Below are 18,405 nucleotides of genomic sequence, written 5' to 3'. Positions count from 1 at the left end.
GGTGTCGAGAGTGTCGCGGCCGCTTTGTCGCCGGCACGCAGCACGCGGCGTTCTGCTCGCAGCCGTGCCGCGACGCGGCGCGACGTCGACGGTTGCGTCATGGCCGTGACGCCGCGACATCCGTGCTGGTGCGACGCTGCGAGGCTTGCCTGTCGCGGTACGTGTCGGCGATTGGGCGTCAGCGATTCTGCTCGGCGACATGTCGCAAGCGTGCCTGGCATGACGCGTCGCGTGTCGCATCACCGCGCCGCACGACGTGCGCGAACGCCGCGTGTCGCGGCGACTTGCGGCAGCCCCGGGCGGGGCAGCAGTACTGCTCGACGCGGTGCCGTGTCGCGGCGCACCGGGCGGCACGACAGGGGGCGGCGACATGATCTCGATGGTGAAGATCGCGTCAGGCGAGGATGCGTGGCGCTACTTCCACGAGTCTGTCGCGGTCGAGGCCGGGCGTGGCGACGCCCTCGACTACTACGCCGCAGAGGGAACGCCCGCGGGCCGGTGGTACGGCGCCGGTGTCGCGGGCCTCGGTGTCGCCGAAGGTCGGACCGTGACCCCAGCGGAACTGTCGCAGCTGTACGGCGCCGGCGCGCACCCACTGACCGGTGAGCCGCTGGCGCGGAAGTACGTCGTCGTCGCGACACTCGAAGAACGAGTCGACGCCCGCGTCAAGCAGCTCGACACCTCGCTCGATGACGCGACACGCGAGCACGCCGTCACCAAGATCATCGCCGAGGAGACAGCGCACACTCCGCCATCATCCGTCGCCGGATTCGAGCTGGTGTTCAACCCGCCGAAGTCGGTGAGCGTGCTCTGGGCGCTCGCGCCGCCGTCCCTGCAGGAGCAGATCAAGGCCGCGCACGAGCAGGCGCTGCACGAGACTCTTGCGATCCTTGAGCGCGACGCGCTGCGGACCCGTGTCGGATCCGGTGGGGTCGCGCAGCTCGAGGTGCTCGGCGCGGTCGCGACCGGATTCGATCACTGGGATTCGCGGGATGGTGACCCCCAGCTGCACACCCACCTGCTCATCGCGAACCGAGTGCAGACGCCGGACGGCCGGTGGCGCACCATCGACTCCCGTCACGCGCTCTCACCGCACGTCGTCACCCTCTCGGAGACGTACGACGCGGCACTGATGGATGCGCTCTCGAACCGGCTCGGCGTGGAGTGGACAGAGCGGACCGCCGCCGTCGACGAGCGCGGCTACGCCCGCTTCCTGCAAGCCCGTGGGCTGTCCGATTCGCAGGAGGCACGGGGGCTATTTGCCGATGCGACCGGGGTCGCAGCGCGGAACCGGAAGTGGGAGATCGCCGGCATGCCGCCACGGCTGCTCGATGAGTTCTCGCAACGATCGACGGCGATCGCGAAGGCGAAGGACGACCTGATCGAGGAGTACCGGGCGGCGACCGGCAAGGAGCCGTCCCGGTTCCAGGTGTGGCGGATGCGCAACCAGGCGACCCGCCGCACGCGCGCCGCGAAGACAGTGCGATCGCTCGAACAACTGAGCGAGGACTGGCGGGAACGCGCCGCTCGGATCACCGACCCCGACGAGCTCGTCGCCGACATCGTTCGTGCCGGATCCGCCCGGCTCGCGGAACAGGGCCGCTGGTCGGTGCGTGGCGACGACCTCGCCGATGCGCTCGATATCGGGGAAGTCGCCGGCCGGGTGCTCGCGACGCTGGCCGAGGCGCGGGCGACGTGGACGCGGGCGAACGTGATGGCGGAGATCCACCGGGCGCTGAAGCCGCTCACGTTCCGCAGCATCCTCGACCGCGACGACGCATCCCGGAGGGTGCTGGAGCGCGTCATCGACCAAGCGGTCGCGGTCACCCCGCGAAACCCGTTGCATGCGCCGCGCGAATTTCGGCAGTCGGATGGTGCGTCCGCGTTCGCGCCGACCTCCCGCGAGCTATTCACGACACAGCGATTGCTCGAAGCCGAATGCCGGCTCCTCGATGCCGCATCGCGCCAGACCACGCTTCGAGTCGACGCCTCGATCTTGGAGGCACGGCTCGACAGGCCGGACCCGCAAGGGCGCATGCTCGGCTCGGACCAGCGCGACGCCGTCGCGATGATCGCCGCATCCGGGCTCGCGGTCGACGTGCTCGTCGGGCCGGCCGGTGCGGGGAAGACGACTACCCTCGCGAAGCTCCGCGAGCTCTGGGAGGAGCAGCACGGGCAGAACTCCGTCATCGGTCTCGCCCCGTCAGCATCAGCCGCGAGAGTGCTCGGCGAGGCGCTCGAGATCGAGACCGAGAACACCGCCATGTGGATCACCGGCTCAACCGGCCCCGCCCGCCGATTCGCGATGCGCTCGGGACAGCTGGTCATTGTCGACGAGGCCGGCATGAGCGGCACTCTCGCACTCGACGAGCTCCGCGCGCAGGCCGAGCGGGCAGGTGCGAAGCTGCTACTCGTCGGCGACTGGGCGCAGCTCGGCGCTGTCGACGCCAGCGGGATGTTCGCGACGATCGCCGCCTCCCGTGGAAAGGACGTCGCCGAACTCGACCAGGTGTGGCGATTCACCGCGGACTGGGAGCGCGACGCGTCCGTGCTGCTCCGCCTCGGCGACCCCGCCGCGATCGACGCCTACGCGGCGCACAACAGGGTCGAGTCGGGCACGAGCGAGCAGATGCTCGCCGACGCGCTCTCCGCATGGAAACAGGATGTCGCTGACGATCGCGACGCCCTCCTGATCGCGTCCGACAACTCGCAGGTCCGTACACTGAACGAGCAAGCCCAGCAATGGCTTCGCGACGCTGGCCGACTCGGCGAGGCATCCGTCGAGATCTCAGAGCGCATGCGCGCCCACATCGGCGACCGCATCGTGTCTCGGAACAACAACCGCACCCTGCGCGACAGCGCCGGCGACTGGGTTCGAAACGGACAGGAATGGGTCATCGTCCGGATACGGCGCAACGGAGAAGCCGTCGTCGAGAACGCCGACCGGGCCCGCGTGACGCTGCCGGTCGACTACCTGCGCGACCACGTCCAACTCGCGTACGCGACGACCGCGCACCGCTCCCAGGGCCGCACCGTCGACACGGCACACGTCCTGGTCGATGAGAGCACCTCCCGGGAGATCTTCTACGTCGGCATGACCCGCGGCAAGCACTCCAACCGGGCCTATGTCACCGCCGGTCTCGCCGACACCGACGCCACCCGGCAGCTCGAGCGCGGCTGGCGGGATGTGCTCGAGTCCGTATTGCGCTCGACCGGCGCCGAGACCTCGGCGACGGCAACCATCACGCGTGAGCATGAGCGCGTATCCAGCCTCCGTCAGCTCGCGGCTGAGTACGAGACACTCGCTGCACACGTCGCGCACGAACGCTACGGCCCACTGCTCGCCCACACGCTCGGCGACCAGTTGCACGACCAGCTTCTGCACCACGGCGGGTACGACGCACTCGTCGCCCTCATCCGCCGCGTGGACGAGCAAGGCCTTTCCGTCCGTGAGGTGGTGAGCGACGCCGTCCGCTCGCGTCAGCTGCATGATGCGACGGATGCTGCGGCCGTGGTGCATCAGCGGCTGACCGATCGCCTCGCGGTCGCCGCGGCATCCCGGCCTGACCGCCACAGCGAACACATCGCAGGCCTGATTCCGAGCATCACGACGGACAACGCAGACATGCGCCGCGCGCTCGAGGAACGCGCGGCCGCGATCGTCACGCGAGCCGACACCGTCCTTGACCGTGCGCTCGCGGATCGCGAGCCATGGGCGGAGCGACTCGGCGACGCATCCGGTGAAGGATGGCGATCCGCCGCCATCGCGATTGCCGCCTACCGCGACAAGTGGGGCGTGACCGCCGCCGACCCCCTTGGGCCCATCGACGACCTGAACCATCAGCGCCGCGCCGATTACACCGTGGCGAAGGGCGCGCTCGACCGTATCGAGCAGACGAGCCCGGATTCACCGAGAAGCCCGCGCCGAGGGCTGGTAGGCTCCCCTTCACAGGTTCCGACCGAACTGCACGAGCATCGTGGACCGCGGCTACAGTCGGCGCCATGAGAGGCGATCTCTACCGGTCGCTCGGCGTCGACCGTCACGCATCCGCCGAAACCATCGCGCGCGCCGCAACCGAGCGCGCCTTCGCGACCCATCCCGACCTGGCCGGCTCCCGCCGTACGCGGCGCGAACATCGCCGGGTCCTGGCTGCGGGTCGAGTGCTCACGGATCCAGATCGCCGGCGAGCGTACGACGAACGGTGCGGCCGAGGGGAGGGCCGCCGGCGGGCCCGAGGCTGGTTCCGTGCCGTTCTAGCCATCGCGATACCGGCCGCGCTGGTCGTCGCGTCGGCCGTTGCGATGAGCGTGTCGAGCAGCCGTCTCGCCGCCATCGGGGGCGAGCCTGCCACGGCCATGGTTCGGCTGGCCGGCGCCCAGCTTGCGTATGCGGCGTTCGTCCTCGGCGCCATCGTGGCATTCGTCCCGAGCCGGCGAAAGGTTCGCCGGGGCTTCCTCGGCATGATCATCGCCGGCGCCGCACTCACGCCCATCCTGACGTCAGCAGCGACCACTGACATGACGGATGCCGCGACCACCGCGTTCACAATCACCGGCGCGCTTCTCCTGGGCGCCGCGGCAGTTGTGGGCGGCGCCACGACACGTCATATCGCGGGCGCGTTCGCCCGCTGGCGCTGGGCGCGACTCGTGCGCATGGCCGAGGAGGGTTGCCACGGGATCCTCTACATAGAGCGAGCGGTACATGCTCGCGAACGCTCTCGTGTTCTCGCTCTCGATTACGCGACCGGAGAGTGGGTCGAGGAAGACCTCTGGGGCCGGGCCGCTCAGGGATACTGGCAGCTCGTCGATCGAAACCGCGGTGTCCTACTGACCCGGAGGGTTCGAGTCGGGTAACGCGACATCGCACGGTGACCAGACTGCCTACCGACGCGGGGCCGCCGCCGTGCGGGGCGACGTCACGGACGGCGGCTGTGACATCGATCCGATGCGAGTAGCCACCGCTGAAGGTCCGGCCGGCGACGCCTCGCTCCCGCCATTCCACATCCTGAGGTACGTCGATCGTGCCTCCGCACTGTCGAACTCCCGGACCTCGGGTCCGCCACGACTGATGGTGAGCAGCCGCGGGGAGTCGAACGCGTCGCTCACGAGAAACAGCTGCTGCGGCGCGACGCCGGCGCGCGAGGGGACGACGCGCCATCCGGCCCTCACATTCGCCTGCACCAGTTCACGAACGCTCCCGGCTCTCAGCACCGCTCCGCTCCGGTGCGGCTCGACGAGGCGTCCGGCGCCGCTCTGGCGGGCCTGCGCCTCACGGACCTCGTTAGCGGCGCGCCGACGGACCTCGAGCAACGTGTCGTAAGGCGGCTTGCCGGCAATCTCGCGCGCCCGTGAGTCGAGGAGGACGTCTCGGTGAAGCCGGGTGGCGTGGGCAAGCTGGTGGGTGTCGACGGCGCGCCGGAACAGGAGCCGCTCCCGAAGGCGAGCGTTCGTCTCGGTGAAGCCCTCGAGCAGCGCTTGGGGAGTCGGCCCGTCCTGCCCCCGGATCTGCGCGACCTCCTTGACGGTTCGCCGCCGGTCGAAGAACTCGTCCGCCGCAGCCGCATTGTTCCGCTTCTCGAACGCGAGCACGCGCTGCAGTCTCCGCGGGGGAAGCCCGGCCCTGGCGAGGGCTCGTTCGACGCGCTTCTTCTCGCGCTCCTGAGCCTTGTGCCGCTCGCGTTGCTCCGGCGACGGCGGCTTCGCAGGCTTGGACCGATCCCGCTTCTCGTAGTCGCGTCGCGCGCCTGCGCGCACCTGCTCAGCTGTGCGCGCCGCATCGCGCCGAGCTCGGATCGCCTCCTTGTTGCGGTGGTAGTACTCCCGCTGGGCTTCGCGATACTTCTCCGGGTTAGCCGCCTTGTAGCGCGCGCGCGCAGCACGGCGCTTCTCGGGATTCTGTTTGCTCCATTCGCGGACGCGCTCGACTTCGCGCGCCCGCCGCTTCTTCTCGGCGGCTTGAGCGCGCATGTACTCGCGGTTCTGCTCGCGGAGACGCTCGAGGTTCTTCTCACGGTGCTCCGCCCGGTATGTCGGGTTGGCGTCCCACCATGCCTGCTTGCGCGCCCGGTCCCGGGCAATGCGCTCCTCTTCCGGGAGGGGGCGAGTCATTCGGGCTGGGCGTCTGCGTCGGCCAGACCCGAGAGGATTGCGAAGAGTTCCTCGCGGTACTCGGTGGGCTCGACGATCGCTCGCCCGACGGTCTCCCTGACCGCGGTGAGAGCCGCTGGATCGAGTTCGCCGAGCGGTTCGACACACCAGGCAAGATCCTCATCGAGCCGGTAGTTCGGCTGGTCGACGTGGATCTGCGGGTAGTAGATGAAGGATGCGATCGCGGTCCGCTGCAGGGCGACATCGATCTGGTCCTGTGCGGTCATTGTGGTAGGTCCTTTCGGTCGTGTGGTTGAAGGTATGGACGGGGTCGGGTGCGCGGGCGCGGCCGGAGAGGGGTCGATCTGTGGATGGGTGCCCCAGCTGCGGAACGTCGGAGGCGTCAGCGCCGCCCGAAGGAACGTGCGGTGGATGGTGCCTCGCGCATGGAGGGCACCGATCTCGCCGACCGGCCGACAGGTCCCGTGGCCGGTGACTCCTGCGCTCGAGGGACTGGCCCGCGGTATTCGGCGGGCAGCTCGCCGGCCGGATACGCGGCGACATCGCGAGGCCCGTCAGCTTCCCCGGTGCGCCAGAGCTCCTCGGCGACGTCATCGAGGAACCGCGTGCGCTCGTCGACGGTGTCGAACTCTCGTGCCTCCACGTCGCCCTCCAGGTAGACGAGGGCGCGCGGCCGGCGATGCTCATCCGAGGCCATGACGATCGCTATGGGCCATCGGCCGAGGTCCCAGCCGTTCCTGCCCCAATCCGGGATGGCGTGCCATCCCGCCCGCTCGTTCGCGGCAAGGAAGTCATACCCATTCCCGTGGGTCTCGACGATTCCTGCCCTTGCCGGCGGAAGAGGGACGCCGCGGCGTACGTGCGTGCCAGATGGCGAGTCGGGGGCGGATGTCGCGGACTGCTCCTCGAACTCGGGGGCCTGCATCGCGTTGTCCTCTCGGCTGAAGTCGACGGCGGCCCCCGCGTGTTGCGGGAGGCCGCCCGTGGGTCACCGTGCGAGGTGACGTGTCTGCTCAGGAGCGAGTTGCTGTTCCGCCGTCACCGTGGCCGCCTTCGGGGCGCGATCGATCACCACCCGGCCGCTGGCGAGGTCGGGACCGATCGCTCGGAGCGCGAACTCATGCGAGGGACGGGTGTTGCCGTCCTTGTCCTCGTAGGTCGAGAACTTCAAGTCACCCGTCGCGACGAAGGCGTCGCCGGACCGAAGGGTGCTCGCGATCCGCTCGGCGAGCGGCTCATGCCAGACGACGGCGTCGTGGAACGCGATGTGCGACACGATGGGGTGGCCGTTCTCGTCCCGGACGAGTTGCCCGTTCTCACGCTTGTAGTCCTCCTCCACGAACCGGAAGCGGATCTTCGGACCGTTCTCGTGCTCCAATCGCTCTGGATCGGTGACCGGCCGCCCCTTGAGCGGGATGTTCTCCTTCGTGGTTGCCATGAATCTTCGACTCCCTCCAGGGCCAGCGGGTGCAGACCTCACCCTTCTGATGCCACCCGTCGCGCAGCGACGGCCGCGTCGCAGGGTGGTGTGCGTCGGGCGAGCGCAAGCACATGGAGATTCGCGAGACGAAGCGGCATCCGTCGTCGCAGCCCGAGTCGATCGAGCAGATGGTGCACCTCGTCGTGCGCCCGCCGATGGAGCGGAACGAGGTCTTCGTGTCGCTCCGCGCCGAGCCTTGAGTACTCGACGTGATGGAGATCGTCGCGGCGAAGATCCCACAGGTTTCCGCACGCGGCGCATACCGGCCTGGCCGGCGATCGCCGGCGCTGCTCCGCGTCCCACTCTTCGCGGCGCTGTCGCCACTGAGGCGAATCGATGTACGCGTCATACCGCTGCTTCCGCGCAAGCCCGAGACCGGCCCGAGGGCGGCTCGCGGGTGCCGTCGGCATCAGGCTTGCGACTTGCTCCATGCGTCTAGTCGCGCGGCGTACGGGCTCGCGGCCTTCAGGCGTGCGGCAACGAACTCGCGGTCTCGCTCGAGCTGCTCGGCGATCGGCAGCTTGATCCAGGGAGAGAGCTTCACGATCGCGGGCTTGAGCTGCCGGAAGAACACGAGCGAAGTGCCGAACGGCAGGGTTCGGATCTCGCTCGCCCTGAGCACTCGCTTCTCCTCACGCGCGTATTGGTGTGAGACGCCGCTCTCCGACGTGGAGTACGAGCGGCGCTCGAGCTCGACCTCTCCGACGAGCGTCTCGAGATCCTTGAGGTCGGATGGATCGGATCCGCCGGGAAGCACGATCTTGAGGCTCGCCGCGCCCCACATCGCCCGGGCGCCCTCTCGTCCCCACGTCATCTCTGCCTGCGAGATCGACTGCAGCACCACGATGACCGTCAGCCCCGACCCACCGCTGTAGCTGATGAGCTTCGGCAACGTCGGGATCTTGAAGTTCGCCGCTTCGTCGAGGATGAACTGCACCGGAGGATCCAGCCGCGCACCGGGCGACGCGCCAGCGATGCCCTGAGCCACTGCGGAGATCTCCTCGACCAGAGCGACGATGAGCGGTTCGAAGGCCGCGGCCGACGCGGCATCCCCGATCAGGTAGAGCGTCCCGCGCGACATGATGAAGTCGAACGGGTCGAATGCCGCGTCATCCTCGTCAGGGATCATTGACGTCCTCACCTTCGGCGACGCCATGTAGGCGACATCCGCATATGCCGCAGCCCAGTCGTTGCCGCGCTGCTCGGGGCTGCCGGTGAGCACAGCGTTGAGCGACCGCGCTGTGGCTCGGTCGGCGTCGGGGGAGCTGTTGAGGATCTCGAGCGCTTCGGTCTTCGCGAGGTTCGCGTCGCTCATCCATCGCCAGAAGTCCTCGATCGTGCGGCCGTCGAGCGCGGCCGCGTGGAACAGCGCGAGGATGATCTTCTTCGACGTCGCTTCCCAGTAGCCGGCGTTCTGAATTCCCTCGAACCGGTCTCCGGGGATGAGCGACGCAAGCCGTCGCATCGCGACGTCGAGGTCCTCGGCCCCTTCGAGCGGCGACCAGCGCAGCTGGTTTCCGGCGCCGGCTGCGACACCGCTCGGGTCGAACACGAACACCGGCCCGCCTGTCCGCTTGCGGTGCTCGATCGTCAGGAGGAGGTTGTCCGCGCGAGTGGATGTCGTCACGACTGCGCCCATCGCCTTGGTGAGCATGGGCACGATGAAGTTGAACCCCTTGCCTGACCGGGACGGGCCCACGAGGATAGCGGAGTCCTCGACACTCATCCATATCGGCAGCCGTTGCGAGCGGCCGATGCAGTAGCCGACGTCTTCGGGGCGCGCTGCCTTCACATTCACGGAGGGGCGGAGGGTGCGCGCTCGGGCGACGAGTTGATCGGCGCCTGCGTGCTTCGCAAGCTCTGCTCGCCGGGCGGTTCCCTTGCGGAGGCTTTCCGTCTTCGCCGATCCGCGTCGGCGCGAGTTCCAGTACGTAGTGCACACGAGGATTCCGGCGACGATTGCTATCACGAGTGTCCAGTGCACGAGCGCGGGAACGGGCTGGGTGGTAACGGATGTCGGGTCAGGCTGGGCGTAGAGACCCAGCAGTTCCCACACTGTGAGCCTGGGGGAGACGGTCGACGTGAGCGTCGCGAGCGCGAAGACCACTCCGCCCTGGATGGCAGCCAGGGCGGCGGCGATGACGACGGTGGCGAGTGCGATGCTTGCGCGCAAGGAATTCGGTGATCGCATCGGTAGTTCCTCTCGGTCACCAAGCTGATCCCAGGGCCGGCGCACCTCGCCTGGCCGGCTGACGACGAGGCCACCTTGAACGAGCCGGCTGGCAGCGAGCTCCGGTCGGTCACCGCGTATGCGACTGGCCGCGGGCTACGTGCCGGCCACGTAGCCCCGGCCGCCGTTGGGCGCACCACCAGGCGCGTGCGCCCTAACGAACGCCAGGTGCACCGCCTCCAGGGCGGCGCGCAGCGTCGTGTAGCGGCCGACCGGCACAGCCCTAAGCGTCGCGAGATAGCCCACTTCGGCTCCTATCCGCACTATGCGGACTGTGCCGTAGTCATGTCCAACCGAGTCGACGAGGGTCCAGACGCCGGGAGTGTGTTCTGAGGTGGCCAGGAAGGGATGCCAGCGAGGAAGGGTCTCGGCCATGGTGCTCCAGAAGTCAGGTGCACGCCGGCCCGCGCGGATACTCAGACTCTACCGACGACCTCTTCCTTCATATGGAAGAGGTCGTCGGGGAGGCCGCATGCGCCGTTCGTTGACCGAGTCTTCGCCCATGCGGCCTCCGACTGTAGTTCGCCCCGCCGGCAGCATGCGCTCCGGTCGCTAGTTGCAGACTCCGTCCTCGTCTGTCCCAGCGACCCGATAAGTCGAAGGGGTCGTCCTCAATTCTCCCGGCCTAATCGAGTCCCGGAATCAGTCTCACGAAACATTGGGTGGCGTCCCCAGTGGTGGTGGACTTTCCGGCGGGGCTCGCCAGTGTCGTAGACGCTGGTGAGCCACCGTGCGATGGTCAGTGAGAACTGTCTAGGAATCTCACGGAAGGACACATCGCACGATGGCTCTTGACCAGTCTGCACTCCTCGAGCTGCTCGGGGAACTCAAGCTCACCGATGTCAGTGACCGGATCAGGGTCGCGACCGAAACGTTGTACCAGGAGCTGATCGACGCGGAAGCAGCCGCGTTCATCGGCGCCGCGCCGTACGAACGCACCGATACCCGCACCGCCCAGCGCAACGGCAGCCGGCCGAGGGTGTTGACCACGACCGCGGGCGAGCTCGATCTGCGGGTCCCGAAGCTTCGGACCGGGTCGTTCTTCCCGTCGCTGCTGGAACGGCGTCGGCGGGTCGATCAGGCGCTGTTCGCGGTCGTGATGGAGGCGTACGTGCACGGCGTGAGCACCCGCAAGGTCGACGACCTCGTTAAGGCGCTCGGCGCGGACACCGGCATCTCGAAGTCCGAGGTGTCGCGGATCTGCGGCAACCTCGACGAGGACGTCGCCGCGTTCCGCGACCGGCCGCTGGCGGACACGACTTACCCGTACGTGTTCCTCGACGCCACCTACTGCAAGGCGAGGGTCGGCCGACGGGTGGTGTCCCAGGCCGTGGTCGTCGCGGTCGGCGTCGCGGCGGACGGGCGGCGCGAGGTCCTCGGCTTCGAGGTCGGCGACACCGAGTCGCAACCGTTCTGGACCACGTTCCTGCGCTCCCTGAAGGCGCGCGGGCTGGACGGTGTGCAGTTGGTGATCAGCGACGCGCACACCGGACTGGTCGCCGCGATCCAGACCGTGATCCAAGGCGCGGCCTGGCAGCGCTGCCGGGTGCACTTCATGCGGAACGTGCTCACGAACGTGCCCAAGACCGCGGGCCCGATGGTCGCGTCGATCATCCGCACGATCTTCGCCCAACCCGACGCGCAGCACGTCCACGCCCAGTACGACGAGGTCGTCCGGATGCTCGGCCGGTCGCACCCGAAGATCGCCGGCATGCTCGAGGACGCCCGGGACGACCTGCTCGCGTTCGCTGGCTTCCCGCATCAGCACTGGCGGCAGGTCTGGTCCACGAACCCGCTGGAACGGCTCAATAAGGAGATCAAGCGCCGCACCGACGTCGTGGGCACGTTCCCGAACCCGGCCGCGCTGCTGCGCCTGGCCGGGCACGTGTTGATCGAGCAGCACGACGAATGGGACGGCGCTGACCGCCGCTACTTCAGCGAGCACTCCATGAAGCTCCTCACGACCAGCCACGAGGAGGTAGCGATCCCGGAACTCGCAGCGGCATAATCAACCCCAGCTGACCCGCACGGTGTCGAGAAACTCCACCACACAGCGGGACGCCACCAAACATTGCCCCAAGCGCATGGCTTGGGCTTCGCTGCGGCGTCTCGCCACGCAACCGAGAGTGCGTGGCCGATAAGGTGAACTCTTGTGGGGCGCGCGGAGAGCAACGATGGCGGGATGGCCCTTTGTCTAGGCTGAGCGACCTCATCCACGCAGCCAAGAGGCTCGACCCGCAGCTCGGCGCTGACCTCGAAGCCGAGATTATGCCCCTCCAAGAGCGGCTTCCGTTCGGCCTGAATTTCGAGCGTCACAGACCAGAAGCGGTTGAACTTCCTGGTCACCAGATCCGCAGGGGCTCGAAGGTGAGGATCCTCCCCCCGCGAGGTTCGACGACGCCGGGAGATGGGCGGATCTGGAGCGTCGATTCGGTCACGGAAGGCATGGCCTCGTTGACGGAGCGGGGAGTTGCCGAGCCGGAGCGGGTCTGGCACGCGATCGACGACCTGGTGACCGTCGCCGAGTTCCGCGACAGGATCTACCCGGGCCTACGCTCCACGGGCCGGGTCGATCGCGGCGGCGACAAGCCGTTCCACACAGTCATCAACGGCGAGAACTTCCACGTGTTGGAAACGTTGCTGTTCACGCACGCGGGCAAGGTGGACGCAATCTACATCGATCCGCCCTACAACACCGGCGCACGCGACTGGAAGTACAACAACGACTATGTCGCGGCGGACGACCTCTACCGGCACTCGAAGTGGCTCGCCTTCATGGAGCGCCGGCTAAAGCTCGCTGGAAAGCTTCTCAACCCTGAGGACTCAGTGCTGATCGTCACCATCGACGAGCATGAAGTGCATCGGTTACGGATGCTCCTAGAGCAAACCTTTCCCGAGGCATACCTCCAGATGGTAACGATCGTCATCAATCCCAAAGGCGTCGCGCAGGGCAGATTTGCGAGGGTCGAGGAATACGCCTTGTACTGCTTTTTTGGCGCTGCCGGCGTTTCTGCGACATACGACGATTTCATGTCTGACTCAGCGACTCAACGCAACACGCGATTCTGGAAGGGTCTGCTTCGAGCGGGTACCAACGCTCAGCCCTCAGACGGCGCCGGCATGGCCTACCCGATCTACGTCGATACGGCATCGTCTCGAATCGTTGGAACGGGAAGAACCCTTCGAGCCCGGGTAGCGGCTGGAGAAGTTCATGGCGACCTCGACGCCTGGCTTCCCCAGATGGTTGAGCCCGACACGGCGCCCGACGGCGCGGCGGTAGTGTGGCCGATTCGGCGGGATGGTTCCCTCGGTGTCTGGCAGGCCGTCCCTGAGACGTTGATGGCCTTGGTAGACAGTGGGTTCACCAAGTGTGTCCTACGCCCCGAAGGCTGGGCCTTGAGCTACGTACCCAATGGTGTCCGATCGAAAATCGAGTCGGGCGAGATCGAAGTGACTGGCCGCGATGAGATCACGGGCTCGGTGAATCTCAGGATGGTGAGGGATCTCACCCGCGCAAAGACGGTATGGAAACGTCCTCGTCACGACGCAGGCTGGCATGGTTCAGTGCTGCTTCGGAAGCTTCTCGACGCTCGCCTGTTTGACTTCCCGAAGTCGCTGTATGCCGTCAGGGACGCGCTCGAGCCGGTGCTTGCATCGAAGCCCGACGCGACAGTCCTCGACTTCTTCGCCGGATCCGCTACCACAGCCCATGCGGTCGCCCTACTCAATCGAGCAGACGGCGGGCACCGCAAGACAATTCTTGTGACGAACAATGAGGTGTCCGACGCGGAATCTCGAAGGCTACGCGCAGCGGGCTGGAGGCCTGGAGACCCGGAATGGGAAGCGCGAGGCATATTCGGGATGGTCACGGAGCCCCGCGTGCGGGCAGCATTCACTGGCCTCAAGCCAAATGGTGAGCCGATAGATCTCGAGTATGAAGACGGCGAGCCTGCGTCCGATGGTTTCAAAGAGAACGTGGAGTTCTTCACGCTCTCGTATGAGTCGCCCTTCCGCATCGCAGCAGACCGCGCGTTTGCCTCCATCGCGCCGATGCTCTGGCTTCGGGCCGGCGGGGAGGGTCGGCGGATCGAGTCGCTGGACGGTGGTTGGGACATAGCCGAGACCTATGCGATCCTCCGAGATCTCGACCAGGCCGCGGCCTTCGTGCGCTCCGTCCAAGACGCTCCTGGCGTGCGGATCGTCTTCGTTATCACTGACGACGAGCGGCGATACCAGCTTGTTGTCTCCGAACTGCCCGAGCGTGTCGAGCGGGTGCGACTGTATGAGGACTACCTGCTCAACTTCGCGATCGTGACGGACGACTGATGGAGTACACGCTAAAGGACTACCAAGACGACGCCGTGAAGGACGTTCTAGACGAGCTCGCCTCGGCACGCGACCTCTACCACGGCGCTCGTTCCCGCGTGAGTTCGGTCGCTCTGACCGCCACGACTGGCGCAGGCAAGACCGTCATGGCTGCCTCCGTTATCGAGGCGCTGTTCTTCGGCAACGATGAGGCCGACTTCGCGGCAGACCCGGGCGCTGTGGTGCTCTGGTTCAGCGACGATCCGTCCCTCAACCAACAGACCCGCAACCGGCTCGACCGAGCGTCCGGGCGCCTGCGGAACCGCCTCGTCACGATCGAGCATCCTTTTCGATATCGGAAGCTGCAGCCTGGCACGGTCTACTTCTTGAACACGTCGAAACTCTCAGCCAACAGCTTGCTCGTACGTACTGCGGCGATGGTGGATTCAGGGAACGCGCTGCCGGGCCTAGAGAGCCGGCCTGATGAGGTGCCGTTCACGCTCTGGGACACTCTGCGGGCAACGATAGAAGATCCTTCGCTCACGCTGTACATGGTGCTCGATGAGGCGCACCGCGGGTTCGGCGTGAAGACGAGCGCCGACAAGCCAACGATCGTCCGCCGGCTCATCAACGGACATTCCGGCGTTCCCCCGATGCCGATCGTGTGGGGTATCTCCGCCACGGTGCGCCGCTTTGAGGAGGCTATGCAGGCAGCCCAAGTGCAGGACACGCGCATCAGGCTGCGGACGGTCGCCGTCGACCCGGTGCGCATTCAGGAGTCTGGCCTGCTGAAGGACAGCTTGGAGTTGGAGTTTCCCGAGGAAACCGGCGAGTTCAATACGGTCCTGCTTCGCAGAGGCGTGCGACACGTCAAGGAGATGACCGAGGCTTGGGCGGCTTACTCGGCTGCCCAGCGCGAGCCGGAGCCTGTGGTTCCGCTGCTGGTCCTGCAGGTGCCGAACAAGCCTGATCCCGAGGCCATGGCACGAGCACTAGATGTGATCTTCGATGAGTGGCGCGAGCTGCCACCCGACGGCATCGCGCACGTGTTCGGCGAGCACACGCAACAGGTGTTCGGGCCGCACGCCGTGCCGTACGTCTCCCCAGAGCGGGTGCAGGACGCCACCCACATTCGGGTGCTGCTGGCGAAGGACGCGATCTCCACCGGTTGGGACTGCCCTCGCGCTGAGATGCTCGTCTCCTTCCGTCCTGCGGAGGATGAGACGCACATCACGCAACTCCTCGGACGTATGGTGCGCACCCCGCTCGCTCGTCGGATCGAGGGCAACGACGTGCTCAACAGCGTGAAGTGTGTCGTGCCGCGCTTCAACCGTCAGGCCGCAGAAAAGGTCCTCGACGCGATCATCACTTCCGGGGAGCTCGGCAACGACGGCGAAGGTATGTTCCGCGTGCTCGTCGAGCCTGAGCTCATGACGCCGAACCCTTCAATCCCTGAAGGTGTTTGGACCAAGTTCGCCGAGCTACCGACTCAGACTCTCCCGCGCAAGGGAGCAAGCCCGGTGAAGCGGCTGACCGCTATTGCGCACGCCCTGGCTGCGGACGGACTGGTTCCCGAGGCGGGCCGATTCGCTCACGATCGGCTACACGGCGTCCTCGCGGGCCTCGCCGCCCAGTACGCGTCCGAGCTCGCCGTAGCCGAGGAGGAAGTGCGTACCGTACGCGGCGGCATGATCCGCGGGACAGCAACCTACGGGATGCGGAGCGAGGGCGACTTCACCGAGGCAGCCGACGACATGGCTATCCGCGATGCCTATCGACAGGGGACGAGAGTCATCGCTCCAGACATCGCCCGTAGCTATGTCGACGTGCTAGCACCAGACGACGATGACGAGCAGATCCGAGACGCCTACGTACGCGTTGCAGCCCTGGCGCTGCTGCCGTACACCCGTGATGCGATCGATGCTGCGGCCGACGCGATAACCCGCGGATGGCTATCGGTCCACCGCGTCGCGATCAAAAAGCTCCCTGAGGGCCGGCAGAGCCTCTACGCCGAGCTAACAGCGCTAGCGAAAGCCCCGCAGACTGTTCCGATTGCACTCCCGCAAAATCGCATGGAGGAGACGCGTACTCTCACAGGCGAGGTTCTGGCTGCGATTCAGACGCGGCCGAAGCACCTGCTTTCCGACTCCCTCGGGCTATTTCCTATCGGCAAGCTCAACCCGGACGAGATCGCCGTGCTCGACACCGAGCTCGCCCGCTCCGACATCATGGCGTGGTACCGGAACCCGATCGGTGGTCGCGACGCGCTCGGTATCGCTTACCAAGATGCGCGCGCTGCGTGGAGGCTTCTGCGACCGGACTTTGTGTTCTTCACCGAGTCCGGCGGGGACGTGAAGCCGAGCATCGTCGATCCTCATGGCGCATGGCTGCCTGACTCCCTCTACAAGCTCCGCGGCATGGCCGACTTCGCAGAGGAGCACGCAGACGGCTTCCACAGGCTGGAGTCCATCTCCCGGATCGAGGGCGAGCTGATCGTGCTCGACTTCACGCAAGAGGGCGTACGTGGCGTAGTCCGGAACGCGCAGGACGCCGACGCGGCCTACCGCCTGGCCGGTGTGCGGTACTGATAGCGGTGGTGGTCTTCCGGGGGTGCGAGGCTGACGCGCCCCGACGTGGCCGCGGCGTTCGCCGCGACCTCGGGCCTCCGTGCTCCACATCGGACGCAGTACTTACGTTGGCCCGTCGCCGCGTGAATCGCCGCCGAGTCGCAGCTGGCTATGGTGCCCATCTGCGTCCAGCGGTCGGTGGAGCGCGTCTGGCCCGCCACGGTCTGCATTGTCGGTTCGGGGTCGACCAGTATCTCGTCCGGAATCTCGACCTCGAACCGACCGCTGGTCTTGAAGACCTCCAGCTCCTGCTCGGTGAGTACGTTGCTCACCACGAATGGTCGCTTGCCAATCTTCCATAGACCCACTCCCCTAGGGAGAGACGAGACCTCGTCGATCTCTCGATCGGTGAGCCCGAGGGATTCTTTCGTGGCCTCGAGCACGTCGGCTTCCTGTCGGTAGACGATGCGAATCTCGGCATCTGAGAGCAGCCCCTGCGCGAGCGCTCGGGCGGCCGAGCCCTGGTCGCCGACCATGTCGAGGTCGGTGATGCGGTGCATGATCAGCAGGTTGCAGAGGCCGTACTGCCGGGCAAGCTTCCATTGCTCGCTCATGCGCAGCAACATGAGTTCGTCGCGCAGCATCCGCCACCCCTCGTCGTAGACGAGGATGCGGCGCCCGCCTTCAGGATCCATGACGGCCGCCTCAACCCAGGCAGCGACGACGGTCATCGCGACCGAGAGCAGCGTCCCGGATGCGCCCATGAATCCCGAGGTGTCCATGACGACCATCGGCGCATCATCGTCGAACAGGACCGTGGACTCGCCGTCGAATACGCCCGCAAGGTCACCCTCGACCAGTCGACGCATGCCATGGGCCACGTCGGCATCCGTGTCCGGCTCTGCAGGAACGCCAAGTTCGGGGTCGACGAGCCACCGGTAGACATCGCGGATCGTGACCACACCGGCGCCAGCGCTGTCGGCGACGGCGCGGTCGAGGGCGATATCGAGCTGTGTGTGCTCGGCCGGCTTGAGATCGCGATCGATCAGCGACGGGATGATCGACGAGAGGAGCAGCCGCCGACGCGACTTCACTAGCCGCGCCCAGGCTGCGTCGCTTAGCCGCGAGTCGCGCGGGCCTTCATCGAGCGGGTTCAGACGATGGTCTCCTGAGGGCGACAGAGCGATTACCTTCCCGCCGATGGCCTCGGCGACGGGCGCCCATTCCCCCTTCGGGTCCGACGCGACGGTGACTTTGACACCCATCGTCGCCATCCGCGTGGCGAACGACTTCGCCCCTGCGGACTTCCCGGTCCCGACCGTACCGATCCAGACCATTGACGTGCCGGTCACGTGGCCGGCGTTATACAGCTCGTACGGGTCGAACACGAAGTCGCCGCCGCCGCTGACGTCGGCGAGTTTACCCATCCACACGCCTCGGGTTCCGAGGCCCTCTTCGGTAAGGAACGGGTAGGCATACGAAGTGACGAGGGAGCTGGCGCGGTGCGGACGGGGGGTCACCTGCGCCGGCCCCCACCACGCCGATCGTCCCCGATCGCCCCACGCTTTCGCCCGCGGCTCAGTACTTGTAGCCGGTCCTCGCCGCGTCGGCGCCGTCGCGTTGACACGCTCGCGCATCTCCGCCTCGCGCACCTTCCGGGCCTCGCGCGTCTCGTTCTCCGGGATGACCCGGCCGGCGAATGCCTTGCTCTTCAT

The 18,405-nt window shown here is 67.0% G+C and carries 12 protein-coding genes; 6 read left to right on the top strand and 6 right to left on the bottom strand.

What is annotated here, in order from left to right; genetic code table 11:
- Window positions 1–256: 256 nt before the first annotated feature.
- Window positions 257–4,006 carry a MobF family relaxase gene (gene mobF / locus RH861_RS00630; protein WP_310519296.1) on the top strand — a complete coding sequence of 1,250 codons (3,750 nt, stop codon included), beginning with the start codon at window positions 257–259 and terminating at the stop codon, window positions 4,004–4,006.
- Window positions 4,003–4,854 carry a DnaJ domain-containing protein gene (locus tag RH861_RS00625; protein WP_310519295.1) on the top strand — a complete coding sequence of 284 codons (852 nt, stop codon included), beginning with the start codon at window positions 4,003–4,005 and terminating at the stop codon, window positions 4,852–4,854. Before mobF ends, RH861_RS00625 begins: the two co-directional genes overlap by 4 nt.
- A 27-nt stretch (window positions 4,855–4,881) precedes the next feature.
- Here the strand turns inward: RH861_RS00625 and RH861_RS00620 are convergent, their stop codons facing one another.
- The 4 genes from RH861_RS00620 to RH861_RS00605 form a co-directional block, all read right to left on the bottom strand.
- A complete protein-coding gene (locus RH861_RS00620; protein WP_310519294.1) occupies window positions 4,882–6,108 on the bottom strand; it encodes a hypothetical protein in 1,227 nt (408 codons plus the stop codon).
- Window positions 6,105–6,374, bottom strand: coding sequence for a hypothetical protein (locus RH861_RS00615; protein ID WP_310519293.1), 270 nt, complete (start codon window positions 6,372–6,374; stop codon window positions 6,105–6,107). Before RH861_RS00615 ends, RH861_RS00620 begins: the two co-directional genes overlap by 4 nt.
- A gap of 116 nt (window positions 6,375–6,490) precedes the next feature.
- Window positions 6,491–7,033: a hypothetical protein gene (locus RH861_RS00610; RefSeq protein ID WP_310519292.1), complete on the bottom strand. Its 543-nt coding sequence runs from the start codon at window positions 7,031–7,033 to the stop codon at window positions 6,491–6,493.
- Window positions 7,034–7,096: 63 nt separating this feature from the next.
- Window positions 7,097–7,546 (bottom strand): single-stranded DNA-binding protein, encoded by a 450-nt coding sequence (locus RH861_RS00605; RefSeq protein ID WP_310519291.1) that lies wholly within the window; start codon window positions 7,544–7,546, stop codon window positions 7,097–7,099.
- 113 nt (window positions 7,547–7,659) lie between these two features.
- On the opposite strand from RH861_RS00605, the gene RH861_RS00600 reads away from it, so the two are divergent.
- Complete coding sequence (locus RH861_RS00600) at window positions 7,660–7,788, top strand: hypothetical protein (RefSeq protein ID WP_310519290.1); 129 nt, start codon at window positions 7,660–7,662, stop codon at window positions 7,786–7,788.
- Window positions 7,789–7,997: 209 nt separating this feature from the next.
- Here RH861_RS00600 and RH861_RS00595 read toward each other — a convergent pair whose 3' ends face one another.
- The gene (locus tag RH861_RS00595; protein WP_310519289.1) at window positions 7,998–9,824 is read right to left on the bottom strand and encodes a type IV secretory system conjugative DNA transfer family protein; all 1,827 of its coding nucleotides are present in this window, start codon (window positions 9,822–9,824) and stop codon (window positions 7,998–8,000) included.
- Between the two features lie 778 nt (window positions 9,825–10,602).
- Here RH861_RS00595 and RH861_RS00590 point away from each other — a divergent pair.
- The 3 genes from RH861_RS00590 to RH861_RS00580 all read left to right on the top strand — a co-directional run bounded on the left by RH861_RS00590 (window position 10,603) and on the right by RH861_RS00580 (window position 16,711).
- Window positions 10,603–11,826, top strand: coding sequence for an IS256 family transposase (locus tag RH861_RS00590; RefSeq protein WP_310519279.1), 1,224 nt, complete (start codon window positions 10,603–10,605; stop codon window positions 11,824–11,826).
- 182 nt (window positions 11,827–12,008) lie between these two features.
- A complete protein-coding gene (locus RH861_RS00585) occupies window positions 12,009–14,144 on the top strand; it encodes a site-specific DNA-methyltransferase (RefSeq protein WP_310519288.1) in 2,136 nt (711 codons plus the stop codon).
- Window positions 14,144–16,711: a DEAD/DEAH box helicase family protein gene (locus RH861_RS00580; RefSeq protein ID WP_310519287.1), complete on the top strand. Its 2,568-nt coding sequence runs from the start codon at window positions 14,144–14,146 to the stop codon at window positions 16,709–16,711. The genes RH861_RS00585 and RH861_RS00580 overlap by 1 nt, the downstream gene beginning before the upstream one ends.
- Here RH861_RS00580 and RH861_RS00575 read toward each other — a convergent pair.
- Window positions 16,684–18,405, bottom strand: coding sequence for a putative type IV secretion/conjugal transfer ATPase (locus RH861_RS00575; RefSeq protein WP_310519286.1), 1,722 nt, complete (start codon window positions 18,403–18,405; stop codon window positions 16,684–16,686). The two genes, RH861_RS00580 and RH861_RS00575, sit on opposite strands and share 28 nt — an antisense overlap.

The sequence above is a fragment of the Agromyces indicus genome (assembly GCF_031432295.1).
GTDB lineage: Bacteria > Actinomycetota > Actinomycetes > Actinomycetales > Microbacteriaceae > Agromyces > Agromyces indicus.
This window is presented reverse-complemented; position numbering and strand designations above follow the sequence as displayed.